The sequence below is a fragment of the Acinetobacter sp. ANC 4648 genome (genome assembly GCF_002135345.1).
Lineage (GTDB): Bacteria > Pseudomonadota > Gammaproteobacteria > Pseudomonadales > Moraxellaceae > Acinetobacter.
Genome location: NZ_NEGI01000001.1, coordinates 190379 through 206956 on the forward strand (window position 1 = coordinate 190379; position 16578 = coordinate 206956).

Here is a 16578-nt window from a genome sequence, read left to right on the forward strand (position 1 = left end):
GTATAGTGAACATCAAACGTCGCTTCATTGCAGGTGCAAAATGTCCAAAATGTGAAGCCTCAGATCGTATCGTTATGCTTTCCACTCAAACAGATGAATGGATTGAATGTATTGAATGTGGATATTCTGAAAATCGCCCTACACATGTAGATGCGCCGGAAGAGCCAGCCACACCCGATGAAATTGGGGTCATTCAATTTAAGCCTCGTCAAACAAAATAAATAGGTTCATCAATGCCACTTGATCATAGAGAAAACTCTAAATTAATATGGATGATTGCTGGGGGACTTATTGCAATTATCTTACTGGTCATTATTTATCTGTGGATGAGTAATACGACTGAGCCAAAAAACCAGCCAGTGCAAAATAAAATGGCAACAGCTCAAGTACAAGATTCAGCACCGCCTTTAGCACATTCTGCTGAACAAACTGCCACCTCTGAACCAAGCACCTCTACTTTAGATGATGAAAAAATTTTAAAAGATGAAGTGCCTAAAAATGCCACTGCCGCCAAAGAAGAAATGGCAAAACTTGAAGATATTCAAAAGCAATTAGATGAACAGGCACAAACGCTCCAGACACAGCATACAGATGCAGATCAACTGATTAAGCTGAAAGAAGAGCAAATTCAGCTATTGGAACAACAATTGGCTCAAACCCAAAAATAAGCAGACACTAACCAAAATAAAAAAGCCTTCATATTTGGTTAAGGCTTTTTTATTTTGGCTTACTAAATACTAATTTCTTTAATTTTAATATCCACGATATCTCCCCCCTTATTCATGGCATAAACAGCACTTTCTAACTGCACCCAACCTAGCTAAACCGACATATGCAAGACCAATTATCCTCGATAAAAAATGATCATTATTTTTAGATACTTATGATGATATGCAAGATTAAACCATTGGATTAGCTTAAGCATTATTTTATGGAAAGTGCTTTTATGTCCCTTATTTTGCAAAATAAATTTAAAAATTGCATACATTATTCTGTGAATAAACGCATCATCCATAAAAAAGCACCCTAAGGTGCTTTTTGTCAAATCTTAAAGTTTATTTATGAGCGTACCAATCAAACATATTTAAGAAATAAGGCACGAAGGTGACCAATAACAATGAAGAGAACAATACGATAATCGGTAATAACCAACGTTCATAACGATAGTAGAAATTGGTGTACTTGGCTTTCGCTTCAGCATCAGCTTCAGCAACTTCTTCATCTCCTACCGACAATCGCGTCAGTAAGTGATTCAGTGCCACAGGTGGTGTCACATAACCAAATTCAAATGCAACCAGTACAATCATCCAGAAGTGAATTGGATGAATCCCATTTTCATAGGCAACGGGTGCAACAGTTGCCGCGACCAGAATCACAGCACCAAATGGGTCTGTACACATTCCAATGATTGCAAGCAGTAATGCCATGAAGCCCAGTGTAATCACAATACTACCAAGATGTGTCGGAACCACCGTGACGATTTCACTACGCTCGATCAAGCCCCCCATACTTGCAGACAATGCCATCAATAAGATCAATGCACCAATGTGCCCGACACTTTCAGAAGTTGCAAAACGAATTGCACCACCAAAACCACGTTTATGATCTGCAGTATCGCCATGTTCTTTTAAATAAGCTGACTCTTTCTCATGTTGCAAAGCTAAATTATTATTTTCAGGAAGCGGTAAACGATCACCGAACATTTTATCAAATAAGATAAAGCCTAACAGCATAATCGGTAAAATAACTGGTGCAGTAAATTCGTCCATTTGTGTATCAAGACCAAATTTATACAAGCCAACAATTACAAAAACAATCACGATATATGGAATTACAGGAACAAATGCACGCATCATCCCTGGTAGTGCAACTTTGGGTGGATTAATACGGAATTTATCTTCTGCAAGGAATAATGAAACACCCAAGAAGATCAAAGCAGTTAACCAAAATACATAAATACCATGATCAAATAATTCATCCGAAGTCACATGACGACTATCTAGCATAGAAATCAAGATCACCAATAGACATGGACGTAAGACCACACCTAAAGAACCTGACATTGCAGAAACGGCAAGTGCATATTGACGACGTGCACCTGAATTCCAGACTTCTTTATAGATAATTGCGCCCGCTGCGATCACAAAAATACCTGAAGCACCAGTATAAGCGGTTGGAATTGCGGCACCAATGAGGATCAACCAAGTCAAGGTTTCAGGTGCCAAGTTCCATGGTCGCAGAACGGCAAGGAATAAATCCATTACACGGGTTTGAGTCAGCAACATCCCAGCCCAAATAAATAGTGCAAGGTTTAAAAATATTCCTGAAAATTCAACCAATTGACCAAGGTATATTCCTTGCCCCATTGGATAATCCATAAAGAACGTAAATGCAATTCCCGTTAGTACAGCCATAAAAGCATATAACGGTGTACTTAATAAGGCTAAACCAATTTTGCCACCATCAGTGGCTGTCGCTGGAATTCTAAAGAACTGAAATAAACTAATCAGAGTTAAACTGATGAATAAAATTATCCATAACCAATAGACCGCCAGAGTTTCAAAGGTCGAAACCACCCCAGAATTGAGAACTGATTGATATTGACTGATGACTGAGTAACTGAGTAATCCATTACCCAATACCATCATGAAACTATAGACACGGAAATCAAGTTTTGTCTTTGCTGGACGTAAACCAATATGATGCATTTTTAAGGAGGCAGTAATGGATGAAATCACTACCATCAACAATAAAATGATGACTTTATTTTCTGTACCATGTTTAAACACCCAAAAGAAACCCGTTTCAAAATTTCGATACGGACGAATCATTGTGTGTTCATTTAGATAATTAATCGATTTTTCATAAAATGCATATTTTTCTTCACACTGTTGCTGTGCCGCCAAAATCGATTGACGAACATCTGCCTCAGATGAAGTACCAAAAATATCTGAAAACTCATCTTTTGAGTTTGCTTGCATTTGTTGCTGTACAAGTGCATCCGTATTTGGATGGCGGTCACAGTTTGGCTTCTCTGGTTCAGCCCTTAAAAAGGAATACTGCATTCCTATTTTTTCATTACCGTACAGGCTTTCCCCGATACGTAATAATTGGCCATGAATCATATCTCCTGTCCCAATAATGAGGGTCAGCAGAAGTAGAATAAGAATAGAAAAGGTTGAGAACCACTCATTCCAGAGATAACTGAGTAGACCTAATCCCGATCTTTTATTTACGGGTTCTTGCATTGTTATTCCAGTTTTTATACGTTGCCACCATACAAGATCTTGTACAGCTCATCTTTTATTTTTGGTCTTAGGTAAAATCCATTACCCAATATCCATTCCTGATATTACCTTTCGAATGTGACTTAAATTGCAGTGCTTTGACATGACTGTGTCTGGTTTTTTTTCAACACTTTATGCCAACTCATTCAATATCATCGAAGTTTTAGATGTTAATACTCAATAAATACGAGGACTAGCATTCTATGTAACATACCTTGATTTGAGAAAGAATCAACTTAAAACATGGATTTTGAAAACTTTTTTATATTTTGCAGCACTTTAAAGGCACTTTTATAAAATATTCTAATCAAGTCTTTAAACAATTCTAAAGCACCGAATCAAAATCGTTATCGATTCTAAGATATAAATTTTGAGATGACTCTAAACTTAAAAGATCCTCAAGACGAGGAAGTCTTTTTTGCTGAGACTGTTTTTAAATAACGTACTGCAAAATAGATAATTGCGATGATTAAGCCCCCGATTGCACCTAAAAAATGCGCTTCGACAAGCACTGGACTGCCAATTAATTCAGCGGTTTGTAAAGAGCCAAAGGTATTTTCCCACACAATTTTTATAAGCACTAAACCAAGAACAATAATTGAAAATTTTCGTTCCGATTTAAACTGTAAATAATAGATTGCACAAGCCACGTATAAGCCATGTAATACCCCAGAAAGTCCTGCATAAGCCTCGACATTCGGATAGAAATAATAAAAACAAAAACTGATAAATAACGGTATGATTAAGAGTAAACCGATCAGATGTCGACTCTTAACCCGTGGAAAGATAAAAGGCAAACAAGCAAAAGCCAACATATTTAAAAAATAATGCGTCCAGCCGACATGAACCCAATGTGCCGTCCACCATCGCCATGGTTCAGTAAAAAAAGAAAATCGCCAATAAATGAAAATCTGATAAAATACTTGTAAACAAGCAGAAAAACTCATTGCAATCGCTAAAAACAGGACTTTTTTAATTAACGCTTGATCATTCATAAACTGTACTCATGAATTAAAAAAGAGAAATTATCATCTCGACAATTTCTCTTTTTATCCTTATGACATATAGATGCGTACCTGATTCAGGTCATGACTGTGGTGCAGTATCAGAAGATTCAGCAACAGTTGTCGGTGCTTCAAAAAGTTCATCATCCCCTGCTGAAACTTGATCATCCCAGAATGTCATCATGCCATCATCTGCTGCACGTACACCTGTATGCTCCGTCCAATATCGATCTGCAACTGCTTGAACCATTTGCCCTGCCATCGCATCAACTAAGCGAAATTCAGGATTAACGGGCTTATCTTCTTCTCTAGATGCTGCATATTTTCGTAATGCATCACGAACTTTTGCATCATCACCACTGGCTTGAGCTGCAACAGCATTTAGTGCATGAGCTAAACGGACACCTTTTTGCTCACCAATTTGCATCGATTGTTGTAATGTAAGATATGGATTCGGCTTACCTTCATCCGCACCTGGTAATAATATCCAAATCACCGCACGCGTCGCCATTGGCGCACCCCAGTATTTGTTATTATCTAAACACGTTAAGCCGCGTTCAACAATCGCAGCAATATCTTTAGGAACATTAGCCTGACCACCCGAATTAATATCATTGGTCATCGATTGCAAGCCACTCAACATTCCTAGTAAATACACTGTTTGATCCAAGTCTTTACGCATCGTCGGACAAGAATCGCCTAATTTATATTTATATTTTGCTTGCCAACTTTCTGCAAATAATTGATAACCCGTATATTGTCTTTCTGCTGCAAGACGAGCCCAACGTTTTTGTTCTACTCGTGCATCTTGTGCTTCCGAAACTTTGCCATCTTTCGATGCACGCATGTAACGTAACTCTGCATCTAATGCACGATTTTCAGCACACATTCCCGCTGCTGAATAAAGTAAAACAGCCATGCGTGTGGGATCTGCTCCCATATCTTTAGTTGCCATAATCGCAGGTGTTAACGCATTGCCCGAATTACATGCCATATCCACATCACCACCCGCCAAAATAGGCGGGACAATATGCTGTTCACTGAAACCTAAAGCGACATTTGCGCCAGTTTTAACCGCGTAAGAACAACCGGATAAAATAGATGAAGCAACCGCGGCTGTAACGAGCAACTGGCTAAATTTATGGACTTTAGACATACTTCCTGTCCTCTATATAATTGTGTTTATTCCCTTTTTGATTAAAATATCAGATGCACAATCCGAATTAAAGAGTATTTACTCTAATTTTAATTTTATAGTCTGTCATTTATAGTTTTATAAAAAATTGACCTAAATCGAGTTTAATGCAAATTTTAGGCAAAAAAAAGTAGCACTGCGACGGTTCTGCACATGCTACTTATTAAACGGTAAACCCCCAAGAGAGTTTATTTGTTTTGAGTTTTCTCAATCTGTTCCCTCAGCATAGTTCCTAGTCTTCCTACTACAATCGCTAAAACAATAGCGACCACTAGAAACCAATAGGTATGAATTTCGCTCATTTGAAATTCCTCATTCGCTGTTGGTCGTTTTAATTTACAGCTTTGCTTGAGAATATGACCGATTAATTGTCAGACAATTTAAGTCATCGCAGTTTTTTCGCTATACTCGTTAGACAATTATGTTTTAAATTTAAAAATAAAATTATAAATTTTTGAATAATATTGCTTTTTAAAAATAATATTTATTTTTATTGTTAGACAATTAATTTAGTTTAACCTGCATTTTTAGACTTTTCCACGATAATTGACTCAATTGATCTTTCCAAATAATCATTGGTTTAAGGGTTTTGGATTGAAAATAAACCACAATATAAAAATGGTGATCAATCATTTTATCCATTTTCACTCGTTGTAACTCTTGCGATTTTTTAAAGCGTAATGTCCATTCCGAATGATCAAGTTGTTCCAATTGCTCAATCTGATCCTGCTGCATAAAAATAAAATAAGCTACAACAGTCATGAGCAAACCACAGGTTAACACGAGGCCTGTGACCGCTTGATACAGGCATATAAAAATGCCAATGAATAACAAAAACTGAAACATAACCGATAATCGGCTAGGTTTCAGTTTAAAACAGCTATGGATATCAACTGAATTTAGATTAGCCATGAACATAGTGCTTCAATTTAACAATAAAATCTTTAAGCTCAGGGCGTGGTGGCTCAGTGACTTCCATAAACCAATCCAATAAATCTGGATCTTCCTGCTCAATAAGTTCAGCAAACATCGCTTTTTCAGCCGCGTCTGCCTGTAAATAATATTGTTTTACATAGGGATCAAAATACACATCAATTTCTTTTAAACCACGACGTGCACGATAAATAACTTTACGTTCTTCTAAAGTTAATTCTTCAAACATACCTTTAACCCGATTGATAAAAATCAAACTTAGTGTACCCGATAGCCTGATCAGAATTAAACAAAATCCAGTGAATGACCAAATTATTCATTTATTCTGGATAATTGAGCATTCATCTCATTGAACCTTTGCCGTGCTTATCTTAGTTTTAAGCTAACTTTATAACACTGCATATGGAAACAATAACAATGCAATCAGGCTTAATTCGTCCATTACCGAATATGTTACCACGTACGTTATTTAATGCTGAACATGAAGCATTCCGTGAAACTGTGCGTAAATTTTATGAAAAAGAAGTGGTTCCCAATATTGCAAAATATGAAACGCAACAACATGTAGACCGTGATTTATGGAATAAAGCCGGTGCAATGGGCTTACTCTGTGCAACCATGCCTGAAGAATATGGGGGTTATGGTGTAGATCGCCTTTACAGCATGATTTTAATTGAAGAACAAGCCTATGCTATGGACTCTTCTACTGGCTTTTCTTTACATTCCGATATTGTTGCAAACTATGTCAATAACTTTGGGAATGAAGATCAAAAGAAAAAATGGTTACCTAAAATGGCATCTGGCGAAGTGGTTACAGCGATTGCCATGACAGAACCAGGGACTGGTTCAGACTTACAAGGTGTGCGTACTACTGCTGTTCTAGAAGGTGATGACTACGTTATTAATGGCTCTAAAATTTTTATTACCAATGGTTATTTATGCGATATGGCTATTGTCGTATGTAAAACTGGTAGCAATGAGAAAGGTTCAGCCAATTTATCACTGATTATGGTTGAAGCAGATCGCGTAGGTTTTTCTAAAGGCAAACCTTTAAATAAAATTGGTATGAAAGGACAAGATACCTGTGAATTGTTCTTTGACAATGTTCGCGTGCCTAAAGAAAATTTATTAGGCATGGAAGGTATGGGCTTTATCATGCTAATGAAAGAACTTGCTTGGGAGCGTATGCTAGTAGCAATTATTTGTCAGGCTGGCTCTGAAGCTGCATTTGCGCATACGGTACAATACACCAAAGACCGTAAAGCCTTCGGTAAACCGATTGGTACCTTCCAAAACTCGCGTTTTAAATTGGCAGAATTACGCACAGAAATTGATTTTAGCCGTGCTTATTTAGACCGTTGCATGGAACTACAACTCGATGAGCAACTCGGGGTAGATGCGGCTGCAGCAGCAAAATATAAAATTTCAGATATGTTTTCATCGGTAGTCGACGAATGCCTACAGTTACATGGCGGTTATGGCTACATGCTTGAATACCCAATTGCACGTGCTTATATTGATAACCGTGCCAACCGAATTTATGCAGGAACCAATGAAATTATGAAAGAATTGATTTCACGCTCACTCTAAGTTGAAAAATTTAAATGGGGTCAAGGCCCCATTTTTCTTAACCTATTTTTTCTAAAAACTTTTGAATCCTACTCAATACCTGTTCTGGCTTTTCCTGCTGCGGAAAATGTCCACACTGCTCAATTAAACACAAATCAGTTTCACCCTGTACTAACGCAACTAACCTCTTCGGCTGTGCAAGGCTTGCATATTCATCGATTTCACCATGTATCGCTAATAATGGGCAATGCACCTGAGTTAAATAAGCTTCCAAATCCCATGTTACAAATTCAGGTGACAGCCAAGTTTTAGTCCAAGCATCCAAAACCCATTGTGTTTTATCACCATGATATTTAGCTAAACGATTCAAAAACTTCTCATCTGCAAAAGCAACTTTGGCACGACGGATGCCATCCAAGGTCAGCTCTTCAACCATAGATTGTGCAGCTTCTGTAATCAAAGCTTTACACTGGATAGGATACAGAGCTGCACAGATAGTCGCCATGCCTCCACCGACACTATGTCCCATCACAATAAATTCATTCAAGCCCAACAATTGTAATAGCGCAGGTAAAACCTCAGTGGCTTCTTGTGTCACAAAGTTAAAATTTAGTGCTTTATATCGTGCTGAAGATTTTCCAAACCCTAGACGATCATACGCGATCACATTCCGCTGTGTTACTCTAGCTAATTGCTCAGGAAAATCGCGCCATAAATCGACACTGCCCAATGATTCATGAAATAAAATAATAGGGGCTCTATCAACATGTGTGCTTGGCTTAAATTTCCATTGTTTAATAAAAATTTGTCCTTGTGCTAACGTTAAAAATTGCTCATTTGTTTCCAAGCGATCCAATGCTCTTACTCCTTATTATTTTTCTTCATTTTTAGCATATATTTTTAGGAAAAAACAAAACTGATCAGTCTTCATCACACTATTAAGATTTAAGTAATAAAAAAGGAGCCGAAGCTCCTTTATAAATATGTGATGTTATGACACTAATTTAGGTTTACGTGAAGCATCTGATGCATGCTTGTGAAACTGCAGTACACCATCCTCAAACGTAGCGTGTTTCAGCTCTTTACGATCAGCTAAATAATTGTTCGTCACTTTCCATGGTGCATGTTTACCTTGCTTAGGCATCACATCGACAGCACGAGCAATATAACCCGAACTCAAACTTCCCATGACTGTGTCTTCTAACAACTCAGTGGCATCGCCTTGTGGAATAACAACATCGTAGCCTTTTTTATCCATATAGTTAATTAAACGACAGATATAATCAGCCGCAATATCAACTTTCAGCGTCCAGGAGGCATTAATATAACCAATAATCATGGCCATATTTGGCACATCACTTACCATAACACCCTGATACAACATATGTTTTGAGGTATTTAAAGGTTTTCCATCTATAGTTGCTTTAATCCCACCCAAAATTTGAATTTCTAGACCTGTAGCAGACACAATAATATCTGCCTCTAAATGCTTGCCCGATTTAAGTTGAATACCTGTTTCAGTAAACTTCTCAATTTGATCCGTTTCAACACTGGCCTTACCTGAACGCAAAATTTTAAATAAATCACCATCTGGAACCACACATAAACGCTGATCCCAAGGATTATAACTTGGAGTAAAGTGTTTCATATCTACCTTACCTTTCAGTTGCATTTCAATCGACTTTAATAAAAGTTTACGTAAAAGTTTAGGTTGCTTTTGTGCAAGTGCATAAATACCGCGTTGCATCCCAATATTACGAGCACGGGTCAATTTATAAGCTAGGTCTTCAGGTAAAATTTTACGCATTTTGTCATAGACAAAATCTACCGATGGGATGGAAGCAATATAAGTAGGCGAACGTTGTAACATAGTGACATGCCCGGCACCACCTTTGGCCATGGCAGGTACCAAAGTAATGGCTGTTGCACCACTGCCAATAATCACCACTTTTTTACCGGCGTAATCTAAATTATCAGGCCAGTGTTGTGGATGAATCAGTTGACCTTTAAATGCGTCTTGATTTGGAAAATCTGGTTGGAAACCTTGGTCATAGTTATAATAACCTGTACAACCCAAAACGAAATTGGCAATCCAAGTCTGCTGTTTTTGATTTTCATCTTCAATTTGTACGACCCACTTACTGAGCGAAGAGTCATAATTTGCAGACAAAACTCGATGTTTAAAATGAATTTTTTGTTTGAGTTTAAACTCATCTACCACTTCAGATAAATAGCCTTTGATCGATGCACCATCAGCCAATACGTTAGATTTTTGCCATGGTTTAAAATTAAAACCAAAAGTCGACATATCTGAATCAGAGCGAATACCTGGATATTTGAACAAATCCCAAGTCCCACCAAAACTCTCACGACGCTCAATAATTTCAAAATTACGTTGGGGACAATTTTTTGTTAGATGCGCTGCTGTTCCTAACCCAGAAATACCAGCACCCACAATGAGAATATCAACTTGCTTTTCCATGTTCTTTTTATAACCTTTGCATAATTTCATTTTTATTAAAGCATAATTTTGACAATACGCAATGTCAAGTTTGTGTTTTTCTGACAAAATTCATATCAAATCAGGACAAATCCCTAAGATTGTCCAACAATAGACGTAAAAAAGGCCGGTTAATTAACCGGCCTTTTTTGAATAACCAAGGCTATTCAGTAACGCATTATTTTACTTCGCGATCTACAAGCTCAACGTAAGCCATCGGTGCAGCATCACCTGCACGGAAGCCCGCTTTAAGCACACGTAGATAACCGCCGTTACGTTCTTTGTAACGAGGGCCAAGAACGGTAAATAATTTACCAACAGTTGCTGCTGAACGAGTACGAGCAAACGCCAAACGACGGTTTGCAACAGTATCGTTTTTAGCTAAAGTGATTAAAGGCTCAGCAACACGACGTAATTCTTTTGCTTTAGGCACAGTTGTTTTAATCAACTCATGCTCAAACAAAGAATTAGCCATGTTTTGGAACATCGCTTTACGATGACTGCTTGTACGGCCTAATTTCACACCACTATTACGATGACGCATGGTGATAGTCCTACTTAATTAACGGCTACGATAGGCAAAACGATCGTCCATACGTAAACTAGCTGGTGGCCAGTTTTCTAAACGCATGCCGAGTTGTAAGCCTTTTGAAGCCAGAACATCTTTGATTTCAGTTAACGATTTTTTACCTAAGTTAGGAGTTTTTAACAACTCTACTTCAGTACGTTGAACCAAGTCACCGATGTAGTAAATATTTTCTGCTTTCAAACAGTTAGCAGAACGAACAGTTAGCTCTAGATCATCCACTGGACGAAGCAAGATTGGGTCAACCTCTTCACGAGGTTCCTGAGCAACAGGAGCTTGATCTTTCTGAAGATCAACAAAAATTGCAATTTGTTGTTGCAAAATTGTTGCCGCTTTGCGGATCGCTTCTTCTGGATCAACTGTACCGTTGGTCTCAAGATCGATGACCAATTTATCAAGATCCGTACGTTGTTCAACACGCGCATTTTCTACGGTGTAAGAAACACGTTGGATTGGACTATAAGAAGCATCTAACTGTAAACGACCTACAGGGCGAGTCTCGCCTTCAGGGAAACGTGAGTCAGAAGTTTCATAGCCACGACCTTGACAAACTTTCAGGCGCATTTTTAATGAGCCTGAAGCACTCAATGTGCCGATCAAATGATCAGGGTTAACCACTTCAACATTATGCGGTAAACGAAGATCTGCGGCAGTTACATCACCAGGACCTTGTTTTTCCAATGTTAAATATGCTTCGTTCTGATCGAACAGCTTAATAGACAATCCTTTAAGGTTCAGCAAGAGCTCGACGATGTCCTGCTGCAAGCCTTCTAAAGTACTGTACTCGTGCTCGACACCTTCTATTTCAACTTCAACCACAGCAGCGCCAGGTAAAGAAGACAATAGAATGCGACGTAAAGCATTACCCAGAGTATGACCAAAGCCACGCTCTAACGGTTCCAGAATCACTTTTGCCGAGGTCCCGCTTGCCGCTTCGACCTTGATCGCTTGCGGAGTTAGAAACTCGTTTGCAGTACGCGTCATTATTGCTACCTCAAGGATTATTTAGAATACAATTCTACAATCAAGCTTTCGTTGATTTCAGCAGGTAAATCTGAACGATCTGGTGCAGCTTTGAACGTACCTTCCAATTTAGAATGGTCAATTTCCATCCAAGAAGGCGTTCCACGTTGAGTAGCTAATTCAATTGCGTTTTTAATACGTAATTGTTGTTTAGCACCTTCGTGAACTGCAATCACATCACCAGCTTTAACTTGAATTGACGCAATGTTAACACGACGACCATTCAAAGTAATACTGCGATGAGATACAAGCTGACGAGCTTCTGCACGTGTAGAACCAAAACCCATGCGATAAACAACGTTATCTAGGCGGCTTTCAAGCAATTTCAACAAGTTTTCACCTGTTGCGCCTTTAACACGAGCAGCTTCTTTATAGTAATTACTAAATTGACGCTCTAACACACCGTACATACGACGTACTTTTTGTTTTTCACGTAATTGTAGTGAGTACTCAGATTGTTTGCTACCACGAGCTCCGCCGTGTTGGCCAGGAGCTTTAGCATGTTTTTTAGTCTTAACATCAAACGGTTTAACGCCTGATTTAAGTTGCAGGTCTGTCCCTTCGCGGCGAGAGAGTTTGCATTTTGGACCAATATAACGAGCCATGAATGATTCTCCTTAGACGCGACGTTTTTTAGGTGGACGACAACCGTTGTGCGGGATAGGCGTCACATCGGTAATGCTGTTAATTTTATAACCCACTGCACCTAAAGCACGAACCGCAGATTCACGACCAGGACCAGGACCTTTTACAAGGACGTCCAAGTTTTTCAAACCGTAGTCTAAAGCAGCTTTACCAGCAACTTCAGCAGCTACCTGAGCAGCAAACGGAGTTGATTTACGTGATCCACGGAAGCCTTGTCCACCAGAGGTAGCCCAAGCCAGTGCATTACCTTGACGATCGGTAATAGTCACAATGGTGTTATTAAAAGAAGCGTGAATGTGTGCAACACCTTCAGAGACGGTACGAGTGACCTTCTTGCGTGCGCGAGTATCTTTAGCCATCTTTTAGCTTCCAGAAATCTTATTTCTTAATAGGTTTGCGCGGACCTTTACGGGTACGAGCGTTAGTTTTCGTGCGTTGTCCGCGGACAGGCAAGCTGCGACGATGACGAAGACCGCGGTAGCAGCCTAAATCCATTAAACGTTTGATGTTCATGGAAATTTCGCGACGTAAATCACCTTCGGTCGGAACCTTAGCAATTTCTGCACGAATCGCATCAAGCTGAGCATCATCTAATTCACGAATCTTAGTAGTCGTTTGGATACCAACAGCAGCTAAGATATTCTTAGCAGTATGGCGGCCAATACCAAAGATATACGTAAGAGAGATAACAGCATGCTTGTTATCCGGAATGTTTACACCGGCAATACGAGCCATTCATTTTCTCCAAAAAGGCAGCAAAGATAATCAACCGCCCCGCAAAAATCTTGAGGGGCGGATAATAACCTAATTTGCCTACTGAAATCAACAGGTCTAAATTAAATTAACCTTGACGCTGTTTATGACGAGGTTCTGCGCTGCAAATTACGCGAATAACCCCATTACGACGGATAACTTTACAGCTACCACAAATTTTCTTTACAGAAGCTTGAACTTTCATAATGAAACCTCTAAGTGCGCTTATCCCTTAGGATGAGCAGTCGTTTTTCTCATTAACGTTTGATCATCATACTGGTGAGAAGTGAGATGAGCTTGTAGCTGAGCCATAAAGTCCATCACAACAACAACTACAATTAGCAAAGAAGTACCACCCAAATGGAATGGAATACCAAAAGAACTTTGCAAAATCATTGGCATTAAGCAAATAATTGTAATGTAGATTGCACCAATAAAAGTCAAACGATTAAGAATATGATCTAAGTAACGAGCAGTTTGCTCACCTGGGCGAATACCAGGTACATAAGCCCCGCTGCGTTTCAAGTTTTCTGCTACTTCTTTCGGACTAAATACAAGTGCCGTATAAAAATAACAGAAAAAGATAATTAACGCACCGAAGAGCACCAAATACAAAGGTTGTCCAGGCGATAACACTAATGCCAAATCTTGTAGCGAACGCTTCACGATTCCTGCATTTGGATCAGCACTACCTAACCATTGACCTAAACTTGCAGGGAACAACAATAACGAACTAGCGAAAATTGCTGGAATTACCCCTGCCATATTAATCTTCAATGGCAAATGTGTTTGCTGTGCAGTGAATACACGACGCCCTTGCTGCTTTTGAGCATAGTTTACAGGTATACGACGTTGAGCTTTCTCAATAAATATAATAGCCGCAAGCACCGCCAAAGAGAGTAAACCAAAAACAGCTAAACCGATTAAGCTTGACTGACCATTTTCAACTGAAGAAAATGATTGGATTACTAAATTTGGAAGACCTGCCACAATCCCTGCAAAAATGATCATTGAAATTCCATTACCAACACCACGTTCGGTAATTTGTTCCCCTAACCACATTAAGAACATGGTACCCGCAACTAACGACGTTAGTGCTGGAACATAAAATGCAAGACCTGAAGTCAAAGTAATCCCTTGACTGATCAGTCCCGCACACATTCCGATACCTTGGACCAATGCAAGTAATAGCGTGCCATAACGCGTATATTGATTAATCTTACGCTTACCCTGCTCGCCCTCTTTCTTTAATGCTTCTAGCGAAGGAACAACAGTCGACATCAACTGCACAATAATTGATGCAGAAATGTACGGCATAATTCCTAACGCCAAAATAGACATTCGCTCCAATGCCCCGCCCGAGAACATATTAAACAAACCTAAAAAAGTACCTTCATTAGCTTTGAAAAAATGTGCTAGAGCGACATTATCGATACCTGGTAGAGGAATATGCGTTCCTAGTCGAAAGACCACTAATGCGCCAACTAAGAACATTAATCGACGAATGATTTCACGATATTTCACATGAAATGGTTGGCCTTTCATCATGTTAACATGACCTGTAGAACTAGGAGACATAGTCACTCGCGATTACTCCTCGACTTTACCGCCAGCAGCTTCAACAGCAGCTTTAGCGCCTTTAGTCAATGCAACACCTTGGATAGTGAATGCACGAGTGATTTCACCAGAAAGAACGATACGAGCACGAATCATATCTTTACGTACTACGTTCGCAGCTTTTAAAGTTTCAAGAGAAACAATATCACCTTCAACTTTAGTAAGCTCAGATAAACGTACTTCAGCAGTTTTCAAAGCCAATTGGCTAGTGAAACCGAATTTAGGCAAACGACGATATAACGCTGTTTGACCGCCTTCGAAACCTGGACGTGTACCACCGCTTTTACGTGAATTTTGACCTTTGACACCACGGCCACCAGTCTTACCAACGCCAGAACCGATACCACGGCCTAAACGACGGCTGTCACGTTTTGCACCTTCAGCAGGTGCAAGTTCATTTAAACGCAGAGTCATGGCTTATTCCTCTACACTAACCATATAGTAAACTTTGTTGACCATACCACGATTAGAAGGTGTATCTAAAACTTCTACAGTATGACCAATACGACGCAGACCTAAACCTTGTAGGCAAAGTTTGTGATTTTTCAAACGATGCGAAGAAGATTTAGTCTGGGTAACTTTAATCGTTTTCATGATTGATTACCCTTGAATTTGTGCTACTGAAAGACCACGTTTCGCAGCGACTTTCTCAGGAGAAGTCATATCACGCAAACCTTTAAAAGTTGCGTTAACTACGTTAGCAGCGTTAGTAGAACCGTAACATTTAGCAAGTACGTTATGTACACCAGCCGCTTCTAAAACAGCGCGCATAGCGCCACCAGCAATTACGCCAGTACCTTCAGAAGCAGGTTGCATATATACACGGCTTGCACCATGACGAGCATTCACAGGGTGTTGCAGAGTAGTACCTGCAAGATCAACGGTAATCATGTTACGACGAGCAGCTTCAAGTGCTTTAGAAATAGCAGCTGGAACTTCACGTGCTTTACCACGACCAAAACCTACACGACCATTACCATCACCAACCACAGTCAATGCTGTGAAAGAGAAGATACGACCACCCTTAACAACTTTGGCTACACGATCAACGGCAACCAGTTTCTCAACGAAACCTTCGTTTTGTTCAACTTTAGCCATGATTAGAACTCCAAGCCGTTTTCACGAGCAGCATCAGCCAAGGCTTTGATACGACCATGATATTTGAAACCAGAACGGTCAAATGCAACTTTAGTTATACCAGCAGCTTTCGCACGCTGAGCAACCAATGCACCAACTTTCATTGCTGCATCGACATTACCAGTAGTACCACTACGTAATGTTGCATCCAAAGTAGAAGCTTGCGCTAATACTTTGCCACCATCGGCTGAAATAACTTGCGCATAGATGTGACGCGGCGTGCGGTTTACACACAAACGAGTCGCACCCAATGCACGTATGTGCAAGCGTGTGCTTTTCGCACGACGCAAGCGGGTTTGTTTCTTTTCGTTCATAAGAACCTCGCGCCT

Annotated in this window: 21 protein-coding genes; 3 read left to right on the plus strand and 18 right to left on the minus strand. The window is 39.5% G+C overall.

Annotated elements, in window-relative coordinates; all coding sequences use genetic code 11:
* The first annotated feature begins 11 nt into the window (after positions 1 to 11).
* Together B9T27_RS00880 and B9T27_RS00885 are read left to right on the plus strand one after the other, a co-directional pair.
* Entirely contained in the window at positions 12 to 221 is a 210-nt protein-coding gene (locus tag B9T27_RS00880; RefSeq protein WP_086205397.1) for a YheV family putative zinc ribbon protein, read from the plus strand.
* 12 nt (positions 222 to 233) lie between these two features.
* Positions 234 to 668 carry a hypothetical protein gene (locus B9T27_RS00885; protein WP_086204993.1) on the plus strand — a complete coding sequence of 145 codons (435 nt, stop codon included), beginning with the start codon at positions 234 to 236 and terminating at the stop codon, positions 666 to 668.
* Positions 669 to 1055: 387 nt separating this feature from the next.
* Here B9T27_RS00885 and B9T27_RS00890 read toward each other — a convergent pair whose 3' ends face one another.
* The 5 genes from B9T27_RS00890 to B9T27_RS00910 all read right to left on the minus strand — a co-directional run bounded on the left by B9T27_RS00890 (position 1056) and on the right by B9T27_RS00910 (position 6648).
* The gene (locus B9T27_RS00890; RefSeq protein ID WP_086204994.1) at positions 1056 to 3248 is read right to left on the minus strand and encodes a TRAP transporter large permease subunit; all 2193 of its coding nucleotides are present in this window, start codon (positions 3246 to 3248) and stop codon (positions 1056 to 1058) included.
* Between the two features lie 437 nt (positions 3249 to 3685).
* Positions 3686 to 4282 carry a rhombosortase gene (gene rrtA, locus B9T27_RS00895; RefSeq protein WP_086204995.1) on the minus strand — a complete coding sequence of 199 codons (597 nt, stop codon included), beginning with the start codon at positions 4280 to 4282 and terminating at the stop codon, positions 3686 to 3688.
* Between the two features lie 91 nt (positions 4283 to 4373).
* Complete coding sequence (locus B9T27_RS00900) at positions 4374 to 5447, minus strand: hypothetical protein (RefSeq protein WP_086204996.1); 1074 nt, start codon at positions 5445 to 5447, stop codon at positions 4374 to 4376.
* 543 nt (positions 5448 to 5990) lie between these two features.
* On the minus strand, positions 5991 to 6248 hold the full coding sequence (locus B9T27_RS15180; RefSeq protein WP_143222553.1) for a hypothetical protein: 258 nt from the start codon (positions 6246 to 6248) through the stop codon (positions 5991 to 5993).
* Positions 6249 to 6390: 142 nt separating this feature from the next.
* On the minus strand, positions 6391 to 6648 hold the full coding sequence (locus B9T27_RS00910; RefSeq protein WP_086204998.1) for a succinate dehydrogenase assembly factor 2: 258 nt from the start codon (positions 6646 to 6648) through the stop codon (positions 6391 to 6393).
* A gap of 188 nt (positions 6649 to 6836) precedes the next feature.
* On the opposite strand from B9T27_RS00910, the gene B9T27_RS00915 reads away from it, so the two are divergent.
* A complete protein-coding gene (locus B9T27_RS00915) occupies positions 6837 to 8009 on the plus strand; it encodes an acyl-CoA dehydrogenase family protein (RefSeq protein ID WP_086204999.1) in 1173 nt (390 codons plus the stop codon).
* A 37-nt stretch (positions 8010 to 8046) separates the two neighbouring features.
* Here B9T27_RS00915 and B9T27_RS00920 read toward each other — a convergent pair whose 3' ends face one another.
* From B9T27_RS00920 to rplR, 13 genes are all read right to left on the minus strand, one after another.
* Positions 8047 to 8835 (minus strand): alpha/beta fold hydrolase, encoded by a 789-nt coding sequence (locus tag B9T27_RS00920; RefSeq protein WP_416224379.1) that lies wholly within the window; start codon positions 8833 to 8835, stop codon positions 8047 to 8049.
* Positions 8836 to 8979: 144 nt separating this feature from the next.
* A complete protein-coding gene (locus tag B9T27_RS00925) occupies positions 8980 to 10470 on the minus strand; it encodes a flavin-containing monooxygenase (RefSeq protein ID WP_086205001.1) in 1491 nt (496 codons plus the stop codon).
* Between the two features lie 196 nt (positions 10471 to 10666).
* A complete protein-coding gene (rplQ, locus tag B9T27_RS00930) occupies positions 10667 to 11032 on the minus strand; it encodes a 50S ribosomal protein L17 (protein ID WP_004691290.1) in 366 nt (121 codons plus the stop codon).
* Between the two features lie 18 nt (positions 11033 to 11050).
* The gene (locus B9T27_RS00935) at positions 11051 to 12058 is read right to left on the minus strand and encodes a DNA-directed RNA polymerase subunit alpha (RefSeq protein ID WP_086202305.1); all 1008 of its coding nucleotides are present in this window, start codon (positions 12056 to 12058) and stop codon (positions 11051 to 11053) included.
* 17 nt (positions 12059 to 12075) lie between these two features.
* On the minus strand, positions 12076 to 12702 hold the full coding sequence (gene rpsD / locus B9T27_RS00940) for a 30S ribosomal protein S4 (protein ID WP_086202306.1): 627 nt from the start codon (positions 12700 to 12702) through the stop codon (positions 12076 to 12078).
* Positions 12703 to 12714: 12 nt separating this feature from the next.
* On the minus strand, positions 12715 to 13101 hold the full coding sequence (rpsK, locus tag B9T27_RS00945; RefSeq protein WP_004281491.1) for a 30S ribosomal protein S11: 387 nt from the start codon (positions 13099 to 13101) through the stop codon (positions 12715 to 12717).
* Positions 13102 to 13120: 19 nt separating this feature from the next.
* On the minus strand, positions 13121 to 13477 hold the full coding sequence (gene rpsM / locus B9T27_RS00950) for a 30S ribosomal protein S13 (RefSeq protein ID WP_086205002.1): 357 nt from the start codon (positions 13475 to 13477) through the stop codon (positions 13121 to 13123).
* A 106-nt stretch (positions 13478 to 13583) separates the two neighbouring features.
* Positions 13584 to 13700: a 50S ribosomal protein L36 gene (rpmJ, locus tag B9T27_RS00955; protein ID WP_000867907.1), complete on the minus strand. Its 117-nt coding sequence runs from the start codon at positions 13698 to 13700 to the stop codon at positions 13584 to 13586.
* Positions 13701 to 13720: 20 nt separating this feature from the next.
* Complete coding sequence (gene secY / locus B9T27_RS00960) at positions 13721 to 15040, minus strand: preprotein translocase subunit SecY (RefSeq protein ID WP_171263306.1); 1320 nt, start codon at positions 15038 to 15040, stop codon at positions 13721 to 13723.
* A gap of 45 nt (positions 15041 to 15085) precedes the next feature.
* Complete coding sequence (gene rplO / locus B9T27_RS00965; protein ID WP_086202309.1) at positions 15086 to 15526, minus strand: 50S ribosomal protein L15; 441 nt, start codon at positions 15524 to 15526, stop codon at positions 15086 to 15088.
* 3 nt (positions 15527 to 15529) lie between these two features.
* A complete protein-coding gene (rpmD, locus tag B9T27_RS00970; RefSeq protein ID WP_086189598.1) occupies positions 15530 to 15706 on the minus strand; it encodes a 50S ribosomal protein L30 in 177 nt (58 codons plus the stop codon).
* Positions 15707 to 15712: 6 nt separating this feature from the next.
* Positions 15713 to 16210: a 30S ribosomal protein S5 gene (gene rpsE / locus B9T27_RS00975; protein WP_086202311.1), complete on the minus strand. Its 498-nt coding sequence runs from the start codon at positions 16208 to 16210 to the stop codon at positions 15713 to 15715.
* A 2-nt stretch (positions 16211 to 16212) separates the two neighbouring features.
* On the minus strand, positions 16213 to 16563 hold the full coding sequence (gene rplR, locus B9T27_RS00980; protein WP_086205004.1) for a 50S ribosomal protein L18: 351 nt from the start codon (positions 16561 to 16563) through the stop codon (positions 16213 to 16215).
* Positions 16564 to 16578 lie beyond the last annotated feature (15 nt).